The organism is Paraburkholderia sp. SIMBA_053, from assembly GCF_046534895.1.
Classification (GTDB): Bacteria; Pseudomonadota; Gammaproteobacteria; order Burkholderiales; family Burkholderiaceae; genus Paraburkholderia; species Paraburkholderia caledonica.
This window is the reverse complement of record NZ_JAWRXU010000003.1, coordinates 303,172-322,243: the sequence shown is the minus strand read 5'-3', so window position 1 is coordinate 322,243 and position 19,072 is coordinate 303,172. Positions and strand designations below refer to the sequence as shown.

The window sequence follows — 19,072 nt, the reverse complement described above, 5'->3', positions numbered from 1 at the left end:
ATGTCGACTCGCTTCGTCAAACCGTCTGCACGGCGCGATGCACGCTCGCGTTCGCTTCGACAGCTTGCAGCAGTTGCGCGGCCGCGGAAATCGCAATGATCTCCGGCGACTTGTCGACGATGCCATCCACGCCGAGCGGGCATTTCATCCGCGCAATCCGCGAAGGATCGATGCCGCGCGCGGCGAGCCGGTGTTCGAACTGTTTGCGCTTGCTGTGCGAGCCGATCATGCCGAAGAACGCAAAATCGCCGCGCCGCAAAATACGCTCGGCCAGTTCGAGGTCGCGCGTATGGTTGTGCGTCATGACGATGAAGTACGTGTTGGGCGCAGCCGTGTCGACGGCTTCGTCAGGCGCGTCGTTCGCGTCGATCTTTACGTTGTGCGCGTGCAGCGATTCAACGGGCGGAAACTGCGCGTCGCGTTCGTCCACCCAGCGTACCGTGCAAGGCAGCGTGGCGAGCACGCGAACCAAAGCAGCGCCCACGTGCCCCGCGCCAAACAGCACGACCGGGAAGTCGCCTGGCGCAATCGTCTCGGTGAGCAGCGCGCCGCTGTCGTCGAAACCGGCGCCGTCCCACAGCAGGCAGTCGGCGGCATCGACGCCCGGCTCGGGGTCGGACAGCATCACCGCATCCGGTGCGGGGCCGAATGATACGCTACGCACCGTCGATTGACCTGCGGCCACGCGCTTCGCAAGCGACGTGATCCAGCCGAGATCTCCGATGTCGAGCCGTTCGAACGCGAGTATCACGGCGCCGCCGCAGCATTGCCCGAGACTCGGGCCAAGCGCGAAACGCTCGAGCCGGCGCATATGCGGCGAGCGCATGCCGTCGCGCAGCACCTGGCGCGCGGTCTCGATCGCTTTCCATTCGAGGTGTCCGCCGCCGATCGTATGTTTCGCCGAATCGCGCGTCACGATCATCTTGGTTCCGGCCTCACGGGGCGCCGAACCTTCGACGCGCGCGACCGTCACCAGCACGGCGGCGTCGCCGTGCGCGAGCAGTTGTTGCAGGTCAGGTAGCCATGCTTGCATCCGACGAATCTCCGTACAGTGCCGCTCGGGGTTTCCGTGCGGCCGGTTGAACCTGGTGTGAGGCGATTGTGTCGCACCGGGCGTATCTGCAAGTCACTTGCGTTCGCTGCGCTGCGCCCGGATCTGAGCTTGAGTTGTCTGTTTCGCGCATGTCAGGCAGTCGTGTCGCTGGTCGACGCCTCTATGCTCGTTCCTTGCCCGGATGCCGGCTCGCTCGCGCTTTGTGTGTGCAGCGCATCCAGTGCATCGAGGATCGCTTCGGGCGTCGCGGGCGCGCGCAACATCGGCGCATGCTGTGCGCACGGTACCGCGGCCGCGATCGCGTCGCGAATCGCGAGGAACACGGAGAACGGCAACAACAGCGGCGGCTCGCCGACAGCCTTTGAGCGGAACACCGTCGGCTCTGCGTTCGGGTTTGGGTAAAGCCGCACATGGAAAGCGGCGGGCGTATCGTTCACAGCCGGAATCTTGTACGTGGACGGTGCATGCGTCATCAGACGGCCGTCGCGGTTCCACCATAACTCTTCGGTCGTGAGCCAGCCCATGCCCTGAATGAAGCCGCCTTCGACCTGACCCAGATCGATCGCCGGATTGATCGACTGACCGGCGTCGTGCAGCACGTCGGCACGCAGCAGTTTCCATTCGCCGGTCAGTGTGTCGATCACCACTTCGGACACGGCCGCGCCATACGCGAAGTAATAAAACGGATGACCGGTCAGCGTTTTCGCATCCCAATGCACTTTCGGCGTTGCGTAGAAACCGTCCGACCACAACTGCACGCGCGCGAGGTAAGCGGCGCCGACCAGTTGATCGAAGGGCATCGCACCGCCGTTCACCGTTACCTCGCCGTTCGCGAACAGCACGTCGTCTGCGTCGCCGCCGAGTTGTTTCGCCACGAGTTCGGCAAGCCGCGCACGAATGGTTCGCGCGGCGTCTTGCGCGGCCTTGCCGTTCAGATCGCTGCCGGTGGAAGCCGCGGTCGCCGACGTGTTCGCGATCTTCGAGGTATCGGTTGCGCTCACACGCACGCGCGAGAGCGGCAAGCCGAACTCGTTCGCGACGACTTGCGCGACCTTCGTGTTGAGCCCCTGGCCCATTTCGGTGCCGCCGTGATTGACGAGCACCGAGCCGTCCTTATACACATGCACCAGTGCGCCGGCCTGATTCAGAAAGGGCACGTTGAACGAGATGCCGAACTTGACCGGCGAAAACGCGAGGCCGCGCTTGAGTACCGGGCTTCTGGCGTTGAACGCGGCGATCGCTGCGCGGCGCGCGCGATAGTCGCTGGAGTCCAGTAGATCGTCGGTCAACGGCGCGATGATGTTGTCTTCGACCAGCTGTCCATACGGAGTCGTATTGCGCTCGCCTACGCCGTAGTAGTTGGCGAGGCGTACGTCTAGCGGATCGTGGTTCAGTTGACGCGCAATGCTGTCGAGCATCACTTCCATCACGAGTGCGCCTTGCGGGCCGCCAAAGCCGCGGAACGCGGTGTTCGACTGCGTATTCGTTTTGCAGCACAGCGCGACGATGTCGACGTCGGACAGGTAGTACGCGTTATCGAAATGACATACGGCGCGCGTGGCGACGGCGCCGGAGAGGTCGGCAGAATAGCCTGCGCGCAACGCAATTTCTACGCGCGCGCCGAGAATGCGGCCATTGTCGTCGAAGCCCGCTTCGTATTCGTAGATCGCGTCGTGCCGCTTGCCGGTGATCATGAAGTCGTCGTCGCGATCGGCGCGCAGTTTGACCGGACGACGCAGCAGCTTCGCCGCGAGCGATGCCACGCAGGCAAAGAGCGCCGATTGCGATTCCTTGCCGCCGAAGCCGCCGCCCATCCGGCGGCACTCGCACACCACGTTATGCGCGGGCCAGTCGAGCATATGCGCGACGACCTGCTGCATTTCGCTCGGATGCTGCGTCGAGCTGTAGACGAGCATGCCGTCCATCTCTTTCGGCACCGCATATGCGACCTGGCCTTCCAGATAGAACTGCTCCTGGCCGCCGACTTCGAACGTGCCGCGAATTTTATTCGGAGCGGCCGCGATTTTCGCGTCCGGATCGCCGCGCTTCAGATGCAGCGGCGGCAGCACGAACTGTTTGGCGGCCTTCGCGTCCGCCGGCGTGAGAATCGCGTCGAGCGGCTCGTAGCGGATTACGTCGTCGCTTTTCGCGAGCGCCGCGGCGCGGCGCGCGAGCTCGTGGCTCTGCGCAATCACGGCGAACACAGGCTGACCGAGGTACAGCACTTCATTGACGGCGAGAATCGGGTCGTCGTGCAGCACCGGGCCGCAATTGTTTTCACCGGGGATGTCTTCGGCGGTCAGCACCGCTATGACGCCGGGCGCTTTCCTCACCGCGTCGAGATCCATCGACACGATGCGCGCGTGTGCATGCCGCGACAAGCCAAGCGCCGCGTGCAGCGTGCCTTGCAGTTCGGCGATGTCGTCGGTGTAGGTCGCCTCGCCGCTCACGTGCAGCGCGGCCGATTCATGCGGCAGCGCGACGCCGATCGCGGCTTCGGGTCGATGCAGATCGGCGGGGTTTCCAGCCGGGCCTTCCGCCTGTTTTGCAGCGCGTTCGACAAAAGCATCGGTGCGATTCATCACGACGGCTCCTTCACGATCGCGTCCGGCGTGCCGGCTTCGAACGCAAATGCATTCACGTCGAAGAGCGCGAGCGGCGCGTCCTCGCGCGTTTCCAGATGGAAGCGCCACAGCAGGTTGCGCGCCACCTTCAGCCGATAGGCGCTCGATGCGCGCATGTCGGTGAGTGGCTGGTAGTCGGCGGCAAGTGCGTTCATGGCCTGTCGCGCGGTGCTTTCGTTCCACGTCGCGCCGCTCAGCACAGCTTCGGTTTGCGTGGCCCGCTTCGGCGTTGCAGCCATGCCGCCGAATGCGACGCGAGCCTCGACGATCGTGCTGCCTTCGTCGATATGCAAAGCGAATGCCGCGCAGACCGCCGAGATGTCCTGGTCGTAGCGCTTGGACACTTTGTAGGTGCGAAAGCGCAGATTGCCCGTCGGCCGCGGCACGCGCAGCGCGGCGACGAATTCGCCCGCCGCGAGCGCGGTTTTCTGATAGCCGAGATAGAACCCGTCGAGCGGCAGCGTGCGCGTTTTCGTGCCGTGGCGCAGCACCACTTCGGCACCGAACGCAAGCAGCGCGGGCATCGAATCGCCGATCGGCGAGCCGTTCGCGACATTGCCGCCGAGCGTGCCGGCATTGCGGATCGGCAGCGACGCAAAGCGCGTCCAAAGTTCGGCGAGTTCGGGGTAGTCGGCGGCTAGAGCCGCATACGCGTCTTCAAGCGTGACGGCCGCGCCGATAGTGAGCGTCTGCGCATCGCGCTCGATCGTCTTCAGTTCGCGCACATTGCCAATGTAGAGAACGTCGCCGAGATCGCGGAACTGCTTGGTGACCCACAGGCCGACGTCAGTGCTGCCGGCCACGAGCCGGGCTTGCGGATGTTCGGCGCGAAGCCGCGCGAAAGCGTCGAGCGTGAGCGGCGCGTAAAACGCTGGCGCACCGAAGGCGGCGCCGCGCGTGTCGGGCGCGCGGTACTCGAAGGTGTCGTTGCGTTGCAGTGCGCGCAGCGTTTCTTCGACAGCCTTGCGATCGAGCGTCACGCGCGGATATTGCGCGTAGTCGAACATTTTCTGCGATGCGTCCACGATCGGCCGGTAGCCGGTGCAGCGGCACAGGTTGCCGGACAGCGCGGTGTTGATTTCGTCGCGCGTCGGCAGGCCGGCAGCCGCCGGCTGGTTTTCGTAGAGTGCCCACATCGACATCACGAAGCCTGGCGTGCAGAAACCGCACTGCGAGCCGTGACAGTCGACCATTGCCTGTTGCACGGGATGCAGCGTGCCGTCCGCGGCGCGCAGGTCTTCGACCGTGAACAGGGCTTTGCCGTCGAGCGTGGGCAGGAACTGGATGCAGGCGTTGACCGCTTTTAGCACTAGCACGCCTTGCGCGTCGAGTTCGCCGATGACCACCGTGCAGGCGCCGCAGTCGCCTTCAGCGCAGCCTTCCTTGGTGCCGGTGCAATGCAGGTCTTCGCGCAGATGCTGGAGCACGGTGCGCGATGCGGGTACGCCGGAGATCTCGTGGACGGACCCCTGGCGATAAAAGCGGATGGTTTGCGTTGTCATGGCGAATCCAGAAGACAGTGCGGACCGGGCGCGCGTTACGCATGGGGTCGCGCCAAAGCCGGCCTCGCGCACGTAGATCGCCATCCATATCCGAAGATAGCATTACGGCGCCCCAAAAATATTTCCGATGTCGCATGAAGCTTATTCGGAAGATGCAATGAGATCAGTCCGATTTGAGTCGGATTCGCTTCGTGCGGGGAAGTTGCGTCGGGCGGGGAGGAGGCGCACCGGCGGAAGCTGGCGCGAAACAGGCGAATGGGCAGGAGTTGGAACTGCGGACCAGGCGAAGCGCCGTGCCTGCGGTTGAAAACCGCCGGAAACCGGGGCGCGCGACGGCGGCAGCAACCAGATCGGCAAAAAAAGGAAAACGGCAAAAACCCGACACAGCGCAGAGGCGGCCCGATCCACATAGGCGGTATCACTGCGCCGGTGTCCGCCATGTCGCCGCGCCGCTAGGCGCGGGATAGATGCCAGCGTCGTATAAAACCGGCAAATTCCCTCAAGCAATCCGTCTGCGATTGCGCACGAGGCTAATCGCCAGCGGAACAAAAGCCAGCACGAAGCCGACCAGTGCCCACATCGGGAGCGTCAGCCCCAGGATCGGCGGATAGGCGGTTTCGCATAGCCCGGCCACCTTGAACACGCCCGGCAGCCAATGCGCAGGCGGCAAGCTGTCGACGATCGGCTGCAGCGCGTCGAAGCCACAGCTAAAGCCCGGATTCGCCTGCACATACACGTGCCGGGCCGCGGTCACGATACCCGCCAACGCCGACAGTGCCGCCATCGTTTCGAGCAGACGCACGCCGCGCCAGCTGTTGAACCGCGCGCCGAGGAACGCGAAGATTGCGATCAGCAGGAAGAAGTAGCGCTGGATGATGCACAGCGGGCACGGGTCCTCGTGCTTGACGTATTGCAGATACAGCGCGCCGGCAACGAGGCCGACGCAGATCAGGCCAAGCAGGACCAGCAGGGAGCGCTCGCGGCGCAGCATTGCATTGTCGTTGTTCATGGATCGTGTGGCGGTTGTGTAGCTGTTGTGTGGCCGCTAATCAGCGGAAACGGCGAGTGCCCGCGATTTTAGCGCGAACCCCCGCCCACACGACGCCACACCCGCACGCAAACCGTGACGCCGCTCAGCGAATCGCGTTAAGCACCGCTTCGGCGCCCCGGCCAATGGCGAGAAGCGCGTCGTCGGCATGCGGCGCGCCTGCCAGCATCAGGCCGACCGGTGCATCGCCTCGCAGGTGGCAAGGCAGCGACAGCGCGCAGGCGTCGAGGAAGTTGAACACGCCGGGGTTGCGCAGCATCAGTGCGTTGGTGCGGCCGAAAAGGTCGTCGTCGGAAACGAGTTCGGCGACGCGCGGCGGCAGCATCGGCACGGTCGGCGCCACTACCGCGTCGAAGCGCTGCCACAGCGTGCGGGCCGCTTCGGCGAGCATCGCGTCGCGTTCGGCGAGCAGGTCCAGATAGTCGGCGGCGCTCGCCGGCTGGCCCTTGAGAATGCGCACCAGCACGCGCGGATCGTATTGTTCGCGGTGTTTCTCCAGCAAAGGACGATGCCACGCATACGCTTCGATCGGCGAAAAGCCGAAGCGGTTGATGTCCGGCAGACGGTCGAGCGGTGCAAAGCGCACTTCGCTGACAATCGCTCCGGCCGCTTCGAGGTGCTTGAGCGCGGTGTCGACAGCGGTCGCGACCTCGGGCTCGACGCCGTCGGTAACGTAGTTCGTCAGCACGCCGAGGCGCACGCCTTCGAGCGGCCGCGCAGCCGGCACGCGCGGTTCGAGCCCGGCGAGCATGCGGTCCACCAGTGCGCAGCACGCCACCGAGACGCCGATCGGACCGAACGAATCGAGCGTCGGCGAAAGCGGCACGCCGCCTTGCTTCGGAACGCGCGCGGCGGTCGGCTTGAAACCGGTCAGACCGCACAGCGCGGCCGGAATGCGAAGCGAGCCGCCCGTGTCGGTGCCGAGCGCGACGGCGGCCATGCCGTCCGCGACGGAAGCCGCCGCGCCCGACGACGAGCCCCCCGAGATCCGCTCGTCGCCCTTTACGTCGCGCCGGTACGGCGACAGCGGGTTGCCGTAGTGCGGATTGAGTCCGAGCCCGGAAAACGCGAATTCGCTCATATTGGTTCGTCCGACGATCACCGCGCCCGCCCGCTTAAGGCGCGCGACGGCCACGGCGTCCTGCGTGGCGGCGGGTGCGTCGGCAAGAACCGTCGAGCCGGCGCGGGTCGGCTGTCCTTCGATGTCGAACAAATCTTTCACCGAGACCGGGATGCCGGCGAGCGGCGAGAGTACCGTGCCGGCGGCGCGCAAACGGTCGTGCGCGTCGGCGGCCTGGCGTGCGCCGTCGGCATCGACGTGCATGAAGGCGACCGCGCCCTGGCCGGCCGGATCGGCGATCCGTTCGAGCGCGGTTTCGACGAGCGCGCGGCTCGTGGTCCGCCCCGCGGCAAGGTCGGCGGCGAGTTGGGCAAGCGGCGGGAAGGGCGTGAATTCAGTGGCCATGATGTCGTTCTATCCGGTTGGTCTGCATGAAGCCGCTTACGTAATGTTTCTACATGCGGGTTCTACATGCGGTTGAAAAGCGTCGCGCGGAATGCCTCGATATGTTTCTGCACCGAGCGTTTCGCGCCTTCGGCGTCGCGCTCGCGCAGCAGGCGGAACAGTTCGAGGTGTTCTTCGTGAACGTCTTCGAGATGATGCGGCTCGGAGAGTGAAATGAACCAGAAGCGCAACGAGCGCTCATGCAGTCCGCGCAGAATGTCGGCGAGCACCGCGTTGCGCGAGGCGGCCGAAATGGCCAGATGGAACTCACGGTCAATGTCCATCATGCCTTCTATGTCGTGCGCGGCGACGCACACGGCCGAGCGCTCCAGCAGCGTCTGCATCGCGTCGTAGTCGTGCTGTTGCGCGTGACGCGCGGCGAGTTCGACGCAGTAGCTTTCGTTGACGAGGCGCACGTCGATGATCGCAAGCACGTCGTCGAGTGAAACGGGACGCACCATGATGCCCTTGCGCGGCATGATGGTCAGCATCCCTTCGTGCACGAGCCGGTGCAGCGCCTGGTGCACCGGCGTCCTGCCGATGCCGGTCAGCGCCATCAACTCCGCTTCGTTGAGCACCTCGCTCGGCCGCAAACGCATTGTGATGATTTCGCGCTTGACGAACGCATAAGCCTGTTCGGCGAGACTCGCGTTGGCGGTCGCGCGGGTGGGCCGTGGAGGGCGGGCGGTCTGCAAAAGCGTCATGTGAAGAAGGAGCGGACGATGTCGTCCGCGCATTGTAGAGCAAGGTCGAGCGAGCTTTTCGCGGGCGCGGCGGGCGCGGGCTTCGGTCCGATGCAAGCTGCGTGAACCTGGCCTGTCAGGGGGGCTCGTGCCCGCCACGCCACACCAACTATTGATACCTCACGCGCTGCCCGCCACCGTTGTCGCAGCGTGTTGAACTCTGACACGCGGCATCATCAGCGTGACGAGGCCGCCCACGATCAGCGCGCCCGCGATCAGCACGAGCCCGAACGTCACGCTATGCGTCGCGTCTTTCACGATACCGAGTACATACGGACTGACATAACCGGCGAGGTTGGCGATCGAATTGATCACCGCAATGCCGGCGACCGCAGCGGTGCCTTGCAGGAAGCTCGTCGACATCGACCAGAAGATGCCGAAGCCCGCGAGAATGCCGATATACGCAATCGACAAACCGGTGACGGCTAGCGGAATCGAGTTCGTAACCGACGCGCTGCCGAGCAGGCCCGCCGCGCCGATGAAACAGCACACGGCGTAGTGCCAGCGGCGCTCGCCGGTCACATCCGACGAACGGCCGATCAGAATCATGCCGATACCGGCAGCCAGATACGGAATTGCGGTAACGAAGCCATTGGTCACGAGATTCGTCACGCCGAGGTCTTTGACGATCTGCGGCAGCCAGAACGAAAAACCCGCATTGCCGGTGACGAGGCAGAAGTAGATCAGCGTGAGCAGCCAGAAGCGGCCCGAACGCAATGCGACCGAGAGGCTATGTTCGGCGCCTTCCGCAGCAGCCGCCGCATTCTCGCGCGAGATGCGGGCGAGGATTACGCGTTTTTCGTCGTCGCTCAGCCACGGGGCCTCGGCGGGCGTGTTGCGCAACACGGCGAGCGCCCAGAAGCCGGCGAGAATCGACGGAATGCCTTCGATCAGGAACATCCACTGCCAGCCGCGCAAACCGTGTGCTTCGTGCAGCGCCGACATCAGGAAACCCGACAACGGCGCGCCGATGATGCCCGCTACCGGAATTGCAGCCATGAACACGGCGACCATGCGCGCGCGGCGGTCGGACGGGAACCAGAAAGTCAGATACAGCACGACGCCCGGCACCAGTCCGGCTTCGGCGACGCCGAGGAAAAAGCGCAGCACGTAGAACATGGTCTCGCTGCGTACGAACATCATCAGACACGACAGCAGGCCCCACAGCATCGTGATGCGGGCGATGGTGGCGCGCGCACCGAATTTCTTCAGCAGCAGGTTGCTCGGCACCTCGAATACGAAATAGCCGAAGAAGAAGATTCCCGCGCCCAGTCCGTACGCGGCGTTGGAAAGTCCGAGATCGCCGGTGAACTGCAGCTTCGCATAACCGATGTTGACGCGATCCAGATACGACAGCACGTAGACAAGGAACAGGAACGGCATGATGCGCCACGTGATCTTGTGGATGGCGGCGGCTTCGAGCGAGGCGTCGGAGGACGCGTCGGCAGCGGATGGCGATGGGGTGCTCATGAATGCCTCATTGAACGATAGCTCATTCGACAACAGGTAACGCGCGCACGCGGTAGGCGTGGCGCAGCGTGCGGTTCAGTACGGGGTCGTGCAATTCGAGTTCGAGCGCGTCGCCGTCGACCATACCGACAATGCCGCCTTGAACCGCGAGCGTGCCGCAGAACATGGCCGCGCCTTGTGCGAGCGGCGCGCGCGCGAGCAGGTCGGCGGCCGGGAGCAGCGAGGCGACGCTGCCTTGCTGATACACGCGGCGCTCGCCGTTCGCGATCGCATAGGCGCGCAGTTCGAGCTGATCCCAATGGTCGGCGACGTCCTCAAATCGCCACGCGTCGCGCGCGACCGGCTTCGGACACACCTGCTTGGAGACGGTCACGCCGTAGGCCTCGACTTCGCGGTCGGTGTGATCGGAGCCGACGGTGACGAGCAGTCCCGCACTGGAATGCACCAGCACGCATTCCGCTTCGCCGCTCGACTTCGTGCCGACAACGTCGATCTGTTCGGCTTGCGTCAGCAGTTCGGAGCCGAGACGGTAAAAGCACGGCGTAGTGGACGGCCGCTTCACGCCGAGTTCGGCAAGCTCGGCAATGTGGTGCTCGATTGCGGCCTGATCGCGGCCTGCCCAGCCGGCGATCGTGAGGCGGTTTACATCGATTGAAATGGCGCGCTCGGCGCCGGAACGGTCTACAACCTTGAAAGACACCTGCTGCATGAGTGAACTCCGGAACGATATGCCGCAAATATTATTGTGATATTTCACAGGCGTCCAGCGTGTCAAAAACATTGGCTTCCGATCGCCGACGGGCGCGCAAGCCGCGGCGCCGAAGATGGTTTGTTACACTGCGCTTCTTTGAACATTACTTTTTGTAAGGGAAAGACGCATGCATGAAGGCATCGGCTTCATTCAGGATCTGGCGGTCGTGATGGCGCTCGCCGGCGTCGTTACCGTGCTGTTCCATCGCCTGAAGCAGCCGGTGGTGCTCGGCTATATCGCGGCGGGCGTGATCATTGGGCCGTACACGCCGCCGTTCCAGCTGATCCACGACGAGCAGACCATCAAGACGCTGGGCGAACTGGGCGTTGTGTTCCTGATGTTCTCGCTCGGTCTCGAATTCAGTCTGCGAAAGCTTTTCAAGGTGGGCGCGACCGCGATCGTCGCGGCGCTCTCCGAAATCGTGCTGATGCTGTGGCTAGGCTATGAGATCGGCAGCGCATTCGGCTGGAGCCCGATGGATTCGTTATTCCTCGGCGCGATACTCGCCATTTCGTCGACGACCATCATCGTCAAGGCGTTGTCTGAGCTTGGCCTGAAGCGCGAGAGTTTCGCGCAACTCGTATTCGGCATTCTGATCGTCGAAGACATTCTCGCCATCGCGATGCTCGTGCTGCTGTCCGGCATCGCGCAAACAGGGCAGTTGAGCGCGGGCGTTGCAGCTGTGACGCTGGGCAAGCTGTTGCTGTTCATGACGGTGTCGCTGGTTGTCGGCATTCTCGTCGTGCCGCGCGCGCTGAACTATGTCGCGCGTGCCCGCAGCGACGAGATGTTGCTCGTCGCCGTGCTCGGATTCTGTTTCGGTTTCTGCCTGCTGGTAGTCAAGCTCGACTACAGCATTGCGCTGGGCGCGTTCCTGATCGGCGCGATCATGGCCGAATCGCGTCATCTGCATCGAATCGAGCATTTGATTGCGCCGTTGCGCGACGCGTTTTCTGCGATCTTTTTCGTCACCATCGGCTTGATGCTGAATCCCACGGTGCTCGTCGACTATGCCTGGCCGATTGCCGTCATCACGGTCGCGGTCATCGTCGGCAAGATCGTCTCGTGCGGGCTCGGCACTTTTCTCGCGGGCAAAGATGGCCGCACGGCGATGCGCGTCGGCATGACGGTCTCACAGATCGGTGAGTTCTCGTTCATCATCGCGTCGCTCGGTTTGACGCTGAAGGTGACGAGCGCGTTTCTTTATCCGATTGCGGTGGCCGTATCGGCTTTGACGACGCTTTTCACGCCTTATCTGATACGCGCTGCAGATCCATTCACGCGGCGTTTCGCCGACGCGATGCCGCGCACGCTCGTCAATGTGTTCGGCATGTATAGCCAGTGGTTGAGCAGCCTCAGCACAGAAAGCGGCGAGCCGACGCTTTTCAGCATGACGCGGCGAATCATCCTGCAGATCGCGGTGAATCTCGCGTTGGTTGCCGCGATCTTTCTGATTGTGTCCTACGGCGCGCCTTACATCAGTACGGTGTTGACGCGTTGGGTCAGTTCCGAGCCCATGCAGCGCGTCGTGCTGTGGAGCGTCGCACTGCTCGTGTCGATGCCGTTTCTGGTGGCGGTTTATCGCAAGACCAAGTCGCTCGCGTTGCTGCTCGCCGAGGTGAGCGTGCAGCCGGCGACGGCCGGGCGCTTTACCAGCGCGCTGCGTTATGCGATCTCCGATCTCGTGCCGGTGGTGTGCATGGTCGGCGTGTTTCTGCTCGTCGCAGCGCTCTCGGGCGGTATTCTGCCACCCACCGGCCTGCTCGCCGCGGTGCTGATCTGCGCGGCGCTACTGCTCGCGCTCGTGTGGCGCTGGTGCGTGAAGATTCACGCGGCAATGCAGATCGCGCTGCGCGAAACTTTTGACGAACAGCCGGATCCCTAAGTTAGACGGAACTGCGCGAGGCGGCCCGACAATGTGAGCAATTGTGTGCGGGTTTGCCGGGTCAGGCACGCTGGCGGATAATCAGGGCATATTCATTCGTTCGCGTGGAAGGCGCCTGTCCAACAGTCATGAGCGAAAACAAACCCGAAAACGCTGGTCAACCCGGCAGTTCAACGCCGCCTGCGGCATCGCCGGAAAGCTTCAGCCAAACCCCGGCCGAGCCGACCACATCGTTACCCCTCTCGCATGAAGATGCCATTCAGTCGCCCGTGAAAGATCCGGTCGCGTCGAAGGCGGCGCCGTCGTCTGTGCCCGTTACGGCATCGGTCACGGCGCCGGCCGCTTCGTCGGAGGCGGCTGCGAGGTCATCGACCGACGACCCCGAAAGCGCGTCCACCGTTACGCCAGTCGTCAAGCGGACCGCCCAGCAACGCGACGCGGCCGAGGCGCGCAGTTCCGCTGCGGCTTCCACCGCGAAGCAGGAGGCAGCGGTTCATGAGCGCGACGCGCGCCCGGTTCGCGGGCGCGAAGTTCCGTCCACTCATAGCGCGACGCCGCTGACCAGTGAACCGATTCAAGGCGAACTCATCACTTCGGCCGACGACGTGCTCGCCGCCGAAGACGCCGCCGCATCCACCGCGCGTCCGGCAGGTTCGCCGCCGCCTGGCTTCGGCGCCGCGCCCGATTTCACCGCGACCAACCCGCCGCCGCCGAATGCGTTGCCGCCGTCGCCACCGCGCTATCTCAAGCAGACGGACTCGGCGTGGTCCGTATTTGGCCGCATCATCGCGGCGCGCGCGCGGCAGCTGTTCGATCGGGCCGGTCAGCGGATTACGCAGCGCACGCTGCGCATCGGCGTATCGGCGCGAATCTTTCACCCGGAGCCGGGTGCGAAAGGGCTGCGCGGCAAGACGCTGCAATATCTCGAAGAGTCGATTGCGCACTGGGTGATGTCGCGCGACGTGCTGGTCTTCATGATTCCGACCGTCGGACACCAAGGCATGCTGCATCCGAGCAACATCCGTTTGCGCGACTACGCGAAACATCTCGACGGCCTGTTGCTGCAAGGCGGCGCGGACGTTTCGCCCCAATCGTATGCGGAGGCGGCGACAAGTCCCGAATGGCCCGGCGACCGCGTGCGCGACATGTACGAGCTCGAACTGCTGCATGAATTCATCGAGTCTGGCAAGCCGGTGCTCGGCGTGTGCCGCGGTTGCCAACTGATCAACGTGGCGTTCGGCGGGACCTTGTATCAGGATATCGCCACCGACGTGCCGACCGCCGGTGCGCACGTGAACGAAGATTACGATCAGCATCGGCACGCCATCCATTTCCCCGACGGCTCGACGCTCGCCAATATGTTCCCCGCCCGGCGCGATGCGATCGTCAACTCGATTCACCATCAGGCGGTCAAGACGCTCGGCCGCGATCTGAATATCGAGGCGGTGTCGGCATCGGACGGCATTATCGAAGCCGTGCGCTACCGGCGCGCGCCTTTCGTGATGGGCGTGCAATGGCATCCCGAGTTCCATCGCGCGGGCGGTCCGGAACTGCTGGATTGCACGCCGCTGCTCGATACATTCCTGCGAGTGGCGCGCGAAACGCGCTTCTAGGCACGGGGTGACGGCAGTTCGCGCTTGCGGATTGCCGGCGTGGCCCGGTGCTGAAAAATGTGATTCGTTAGAGGCGCCACTGCGTAAGTGGCGCCTCGTTATTTATGGGTTCGTCGTTATCACTTGCGCGTGACGTCTGGGCGTAACGTCTTGTCGATGGACGTCTTATTTCTCCTGCGTCTCAAGCCTTATCCAGATATGTTTTATTTCGTGATAGGCGGGCATGTCATGTCTTTCGGACAACGTAGTTTTATCTCAATTTAAAGTCCAATTTTGCGATGCTTCAATGCTTCGCTTAAGCGACAATCCGCGCGATAATCCAAAGCTGTTTTCTGGATCCGCATGGAGCATGCACGTATGAAGTACACCTTATTGATACGGCGCGCCATGCTGCTCGCGACTTCGTGTGCGCTGTTGCAGCATGGCGGGTTCGTGCTGGCCGCGCAAGGCGAAATGGCCGCGCCCATGGTCGGCACGCGGCCGGCCATGAACACTCTGACGCCGCAGCCTGTCGTCGCTGCGTTGCGCGACGCGGCGTCGGGGGGCGCCTCGGCCTCGGCTGTGTCGCTTGCGCCAGGCGCCTCGGGTTCGTCAGCTCAGTCCGCTGCATCGCCCGAGTCGCCGATGTCTGGTGACGCGCAAGGCAACGTGGCCGAATTAATGCAAATGATTCAGGACACGAAGCTGAGCGAATTGCGCACCACGTACAACGGCAGTTATGGCGCGAGCCTTTTCTTTTATCCTCGCGAGATGACGTACTACGTCGCGTTGTTTCAGGACAAGCATTTCTGGCGGGTAATCAAGTCGGCGGACGCGGGCCGGGCTGAAGCGATTTACGCGGGATTCGTACAGCAAACCGCGCAGTTGGCTGAGGTAGAGATTCACCGAACGCAGTTGCAGGCGCAGAAGGCATACATCGAGGACACTATCGCGTTATCCGAAGATCGTGCGAAGCGTCTGCAAGCCGACCTCGAAGTCGCCCGCACCCAGCAGGCCAAGGTTAACGACTACCAGCGTCAAACGCTAAACGAAGCCGCCGCGTTACGCGAGGAGAAGGAGCGGGCGCAGGCGCAACTGCGGCAGGTGCAAGGTCAGGTCATGCAATTGCAACGGCAGACCGAAATGGGCTTGGCAGGCCAGAAGTAAAAGCGCTTGAATGCGGAGGAAGCCCGGCTTTGGTAGCCGGGCTTTTTTATGCCGCCGTTCCCGCGGCTATTTGATGAATTGATCTGGGGCTTCCGTCACTCGCCGATGTGTGAGACGGGCGCTCCACTGCTGCCCGGCGCTCCCGTCCAGATTCGCGGATGGTGCCTGCTGCGCCTGCTGAGTCGAGCTGCCATGCCGAATGCTCGCGGACATGTCGACCAACATGTAGTCGCTCGTGCCTGGCTGCGTTGGCGCGGGCGGCGAGTATGAGCCCGCAACCGACGGTTTGACGAACATCCGCGTTACAGGCGGTGACGTTGCGATAGTCGACGCGCTGTCGACTGCATGCCGGCGATGGTTCACAGCGTCAGCTCTCGGGCGATGTCCATAGACGATCCGGCGATCGCCGTCCTTCCTCTCGGCAACCGGCGTGCGTGTGCGGACGATGGTCGCTGACCGGTGCGTTTCGATCGACGCGGTTGTCGGCGAGTGCAGCGTCGAGTTGCCCGGAGCAACGGTCTGGGCCGTGCCGGACGCAGATGCGGTTTGCGCATGCTGCCGTACAGAAACAGCGCTTGCACCGCTCGTGTTTGCTATTTCGGCGACGCTGTTCGAAACGTCAACGGTATCGCGCCGCGGAATGTGCGCGGTCGGCGTCTGGCGCTCGACAACAGCTATGTCGGCGCGCTTCGTGAGGTTGCCATTGCGCGGACCACGGACGTCGACATGACCGAACGCCGTCCATGCGAGCAGTGCCGCGCCGCTCAACGCGCAGGCGCCGCCCGCCAGCGCCCACCGCGGCAAGAGGGGCGCGCGTGCCGCGGGTCCTGCGACATGCGCTTTCACTGGCGCAAAGGCATGCTGAAAAGGGGAAGCCTCAGGCGCAGCCAGACTGTCCGTGAGAACGGAGTGCCCCGGAGGCAAGCCGCCCCGAAGTGGCAACGCCTCCGCCTCATGCTCGCCCACTGCCTCCGGTATTCTGGCGCCCATCGCCAATCCCATCATGGCCGCCGCGGAAGCGTCGGTAATCGGATAATTCGGCGCCACCCATCGACAGAACGAGCGAATAGGCTGGTCGCGTAAGTCAAATGTCTTGAGGACCGCTCCGTAAAGCCCGTGCAGCCCTTTATCCAGGCGGTGGCTTGGCGCGAGCAACGTCCACCCGCGGCCGAAGGGCGCCGGCACATCATTGAACGGGCGGGAGCGGGGCAACGCCATCGCGCCGTCAATTATGGTTAAAGGTGTGGTGGGCATCGATCTCTTCCAGCGCCTCGGGGACGGACGCCGCCTGGCGTCCCGTAGGTCGGTGAGACGATGGCCTCGGAGCAGTACGCGAAGCGGAAAACGCTTCATGCGTCCACGCGCAAAAGCGCGGGGACGCGCATGAGCCTCCGCGAATGCATTAGCACTTCAACAGGAAAGCCATCGTCGGGAAGAAAGCATGATGCGCCCGAACGAAACCGGCAACGCTCAGACGCTTCGCAACGTGAGTGCAGATCTGTCCGGGATTGCAGCGCTCAAGACGCAACTCAAGCGCTCGACTTGTCCAACCGATAAACATAGCGCAGCGCCGTGATATCCACGCCGCCCATGCGATCCGGCTCTGCGCCGACATACTGCCAGCCTTGCCGTTCGTAGAAGCCGATAGCCGGCAGATTGCCCTCTAGCGCGAACAAATAGAGTTGGGTCTCGCCTTGCGCGCGAGCCCAGTCTTCGGCGGCGCGCATCAGCAGTTTGCCGACGCCAATGCCCTGATGCTCCGGTAGTGCATGCAGGTTATCCAGCAGCACGCCCCACGCGGATTCCGGTTGACTCTCCACGCATACGAAGCCAACGGGTGCGCCGCCCAGTTCTGCAATCGCCACCATGCGACGCTCGCCGCCCGGCGCGCTCATGCGGGCTTCCCAATAGGCGGCGCGCTCCTGAGTGACTTCACCGTCCAGAAAAGCGTCGGGCAACAGACCACGATAAGTGGCGCGCCAGCTCGTGCTGTGAATAGACGCGATAAGCGCTGCGTCGGCGATGGTTGCGGGGCGCAGCGAAAGGGCAGAGGCGGTTGGCATCGGGAAGGGCATCACGGCAATGACGAGTTGCAATTCTAACGGTCGCGAGTGGCGCAGCCGGCTGTAATGAAAATGTAGGGAATACGCAACAGCACTATCGACGGTAACATGATGCGGCGCGGCTTCCGGCGGACCTCAACGTTTACCCTGATACCGCTAAAGTGTATTGGGTCGCAGAATTCAGCGCCCCCGGCGCGGCCCAACCTGCGGCCAACCATTTGCCTGTGGCATCCGCATTCTCACCGGGCGCGGATCGTTTCAACTGCCAGATCGCCGCGGCTCGCCGGGCGTGGGCTTATCAGAGAACGTCATGTCAACAGCGTCACACGCTATCTCCTCGTCGCAAGAATCCAAAGCCAAGACAGTGTTCCGCGTAGTCAGCGGCAACTTTCTTGAGATGTACGACTTCATGGTCTACGGCTACTACGCGTCCGCGATTGCCAAGACCTATTTTCCGAGCGGCAGCGAGTTCGCGTCGCTGATGCTTTCGCTGTCGGTATTCGGCGCGGGCTTCCTGATGCGGCCGCTCGGCGCGATCGTCCTCGGCGCTTATATCGACCATCACGGTCGCCGCAAGGGGCTGATCCTCACTCTGGGCCTGATGGCGCTCGGCACGCTGACCGTAGCGTCCATTCCCGGCTACGCGACGATCGGCCTGCTTGCCCCGGTGCTGGTGCTGCTGGGTCGCTTGCTGCAAGGCTTTTCCGCGGGCGTGGAACTGGGCGGCGTGTCGGTGTATCTGTCCGAGATCGCCACCAAAGGCAACAAAGGCTTCTATTGCGCGTGGCAGTCGGGCAGCCAGCAGGTTGCCGTGGTGTTCGCCGCGCTGCTCGGCGTGATGCTCAACAAGATGCTGCCCGCCGACCAGATGAGCGCATGGGGCTGGCGCGTGCCGTTCCTGATCGGCTGCCTGATCGTGCCGTTTCTGTTCATGATTCGCCGCTCGTTGAAGGAAACTGAGGAGTTCTCGGCGCGCAAGCATCGTCCGGGAATGGGCGAGATCATGAAGACCATGGCCGCGAACTGGGGCACCGTGCTGGGCGGCATGGGCATGGTGATCATGACCACCGTGTCCTTCTACATGATCACGGCTTATACGCCGACCTTCGGCAAGGAAGTGCTGAAGCTGTCCTCGATCGATACGCTTGTCGTCACCGTCTGCATCGGTCTGTCGAACCTGATCTGGCTGCCGCTCGCGGGCGCGCTGTCGGATCGCATCGGCCGTCGTCCGGTGTTGCTGGCTTTTACGGCGCTCACCATCGTCACCGCGTACCCGGCGCTGCAATGGCTCGTCGCCGAGCCGTCGTTCGCGCGCCTGCTCGCTGTCGAGTTGTGGCTGTCGTTCCTCTACGGCAGCTATAACGGCGCGATGGTCGTGGCGCTGACCGAAGTCATGCCGGTCGAAGTGCGCACCGCAGGCTTCTCGCTCGCGTACAGCCTTGCCACGACGATCGGCGGTTTCACGCCGGCCATTTCCACGCTGCTGATCCATTCCACCGGCAACAAGGCGGCGCCGGGCCTGTTCCTCGGCGTGGCCGCGATCTGCGGGCTGATTGCAACGCTCGTGCTGTACCGCACGCCTGAATCGCGCGATCAATACAAAGCAGCATGACTCCGAGCATGTGCTGACGCCGCTTGCGACGTCGACGCAACAAAAACAAAAAACCCC

At 63.5% G+C, this 19,072-nt stretch carries 14 protein-coding genes; 4 read left to right on the top strand and 10 right to left on the bottom strand.

Features of this window, described 5'->3' with window-relative positions; all coding sequences use genetic code 11:
* Positions 1–16 precede the first annotated feature (16 nt).
* The 8 genes from xdhC to SB753_RS13425 form a co-directional block, all read right to left on the bottom strand.
* Complete coding sequence (xdhC, locus tag SB753_RS13460; protein WP_410800402.1) at positions 17–1,033, bottom strand: xanthine dehydrogenase accessory protein XdhC; 1,017 nt, start codon at positions 1,031–1,033, stop codon at positions 17–19.
* 152 nt (positions 1,034–1,185) lie between these two features.
* Positions 1,186–3,636: a xanthine dehydrogenase molybdopterin binding subunit gene (gene xdhB / locus SB753_RS13455; protein WP_410800401.1), complete on the bottom strand. Its 2,451-nt coding sequence runs from the start codon at positions 3,634–3,636 to the stop codon at positions 1,186–1,188.
* On the bottom strand, positions 3,636–5,180 hold the full coding sequence (gene xdhA, locus SB753_RS13450; RefSeq protein WP_410800400.1) for a xanthine dehydrogenase small subunit: 1,545 nt from the start codon (positions 5,178–5,180) through the stop codon (positions 3,636–3,638). Before xdhA ends, xdhB begins: the two co-directional genes overlap by 1 nt.
* A 499-nt stretch (positions 5,181–5,679) precedes the next feature.
* Positions 5,680–6,189: a disulfide bond formation protein B gene (locus SB753_RS13445; protein WP_020069009.1), complete on the bottom strand. Its 510-nt coding sequence runs from the start codon at positions 6,187–6,189 to the stop codon at positions 5,680–5,682.
* A gap of 124 nt (positions 6,190–6,313) precedes the next feature.
* Positions 6,314–7,693: an amidase gene (locus tag SB753_RS13440; RefSeq protein WP_310352550.1), complete on the bottom strand. Its 1,380-nt coding sequence runs from the start codon at positions 7,691–7,693 to the stop codon at positions 6,314–6,316.
* 62 nt (positions 7,694–7,755) lie between these two features.
* Positions 7,756–8,436: a GntR family transcriptional regulator gene (locus tag SB753_RS13435; RefSeq protein WP_020069007.1), complete on the bottom strand. Its 681-nt coding sequence runs from the start codon at positions 8,434–8,436 to the stop codon at positions 7,756–7,758.
* A 159-nt stretch (positions 8,437–8,595) separates the two neighbouring features.
* The gene (locus SB753_RS13430; RefSeq protein WP_410800399.1) at positions 8,596–9,945 is read right to left on the bottom strand and encodes an MFS transporter; all 1,350 of its coding nucleotides are present in this window, start codon (positions 9,943–9,945) and stop codon (positions 8,596–8,598) included.
* Positions 9,946–9,967: 22 nt separating this feature from the next.
* Positions 9,968–10,654: a DUF2848 family protein gene (locus tag SB753_RS13425; RefSeq protein WP_204522293.1), complete on the bottom strand. Its 687-nt coding sequence runs from the start codon at positions 10,652–10,654 to the stop codon at positions 9,968–9,970.
* Between the two features lie 169 nt (positions 10,655–10,823).
* On the opposite strand from SB753_RS13425, the gene SB753_RS13420 reads away from it, so the two are divergent.
* The 3 genes from SB753_RS13420 (at position 10,824) to SB753_RS13410 (ending at position 15,340) form a co-directional block, all read left to right on the top strand.
* Entirely contained in the window at positions 10,824–12,581 is a 1,758-nt protein-coding gene (locus tag SB753_RS13420; protein WP_410800398.1) for a cation:proton antiporter, read from the top strand.
* A 128-nt stretch (positions 12,582–12,709) separates the two neighbouring features.
* On the top strand, positions 12,710–14,194 hold the full coding sequence (locus SB753_RS13415; protein WP_410800397.1) for a gamma-glutamyl-gamma-aminobutyrate hydrolase family protein: 1,485 nt from the start codon (positions 12,710–12,712) through the stop codon (positions 14,192–14,194).
* 357 nt (positions 14,195–14,551) lie between these two features.
* On the top strand, positions 14,552–15,340 hold the full coding sequence (locus tag SB753_RS13410; protein ID WP_204522291.1) for a DUF2968 domain-containing protein: 789 nt from the start codon (positions 14,552–14,554) through the stop codon (positions 15,338–15,340).
* Positions 15,341–15,406: 66 nt separating this feature from the next.
* Here SB753_RS13410 and SB753_RS13405 read toward each other — a convergent pair whose 3' ends face one another.
* A complete protein-coding gene (locus tag SB753_RS13405; RefSeq protein ID WP_410800396.1) occupies positions 15,407–16,144 on the bottom strand; it encodes a hypothetical protein in 738 nt (245 codons plus the stop codon).
* 725 nt (positions 16,145–16,869) lie between these two features.
* Positions 16,870–17,403, bottom strand: a complete 534-nt coding sequence (locus SB753_RS13400) for a GNAT family N-acetyltransferase (protein ID WP_131317116.1) — start codon at positions 17,401–17,403, stop codon at positions 16,870–16,872.
* Positions 17,404–17,713: 310 nt separating this feature from the next.
* On the opposite strand from SB753_RS13400, the gene SB753_RS13395 reads away from it, so the two are divergent.
* Positions 17,714–19,015, top strand: coding sequence for an MFS transporter (locus SB753_RS13395; protein WP_027804790.1), 1,302 nt, complete (start codon positions 17,714–17,716; stop codon positions 19,013–19,015).
* The last annotated feature ends 57 nt before the right edge of the window (positions 19,016–19,072 follow it).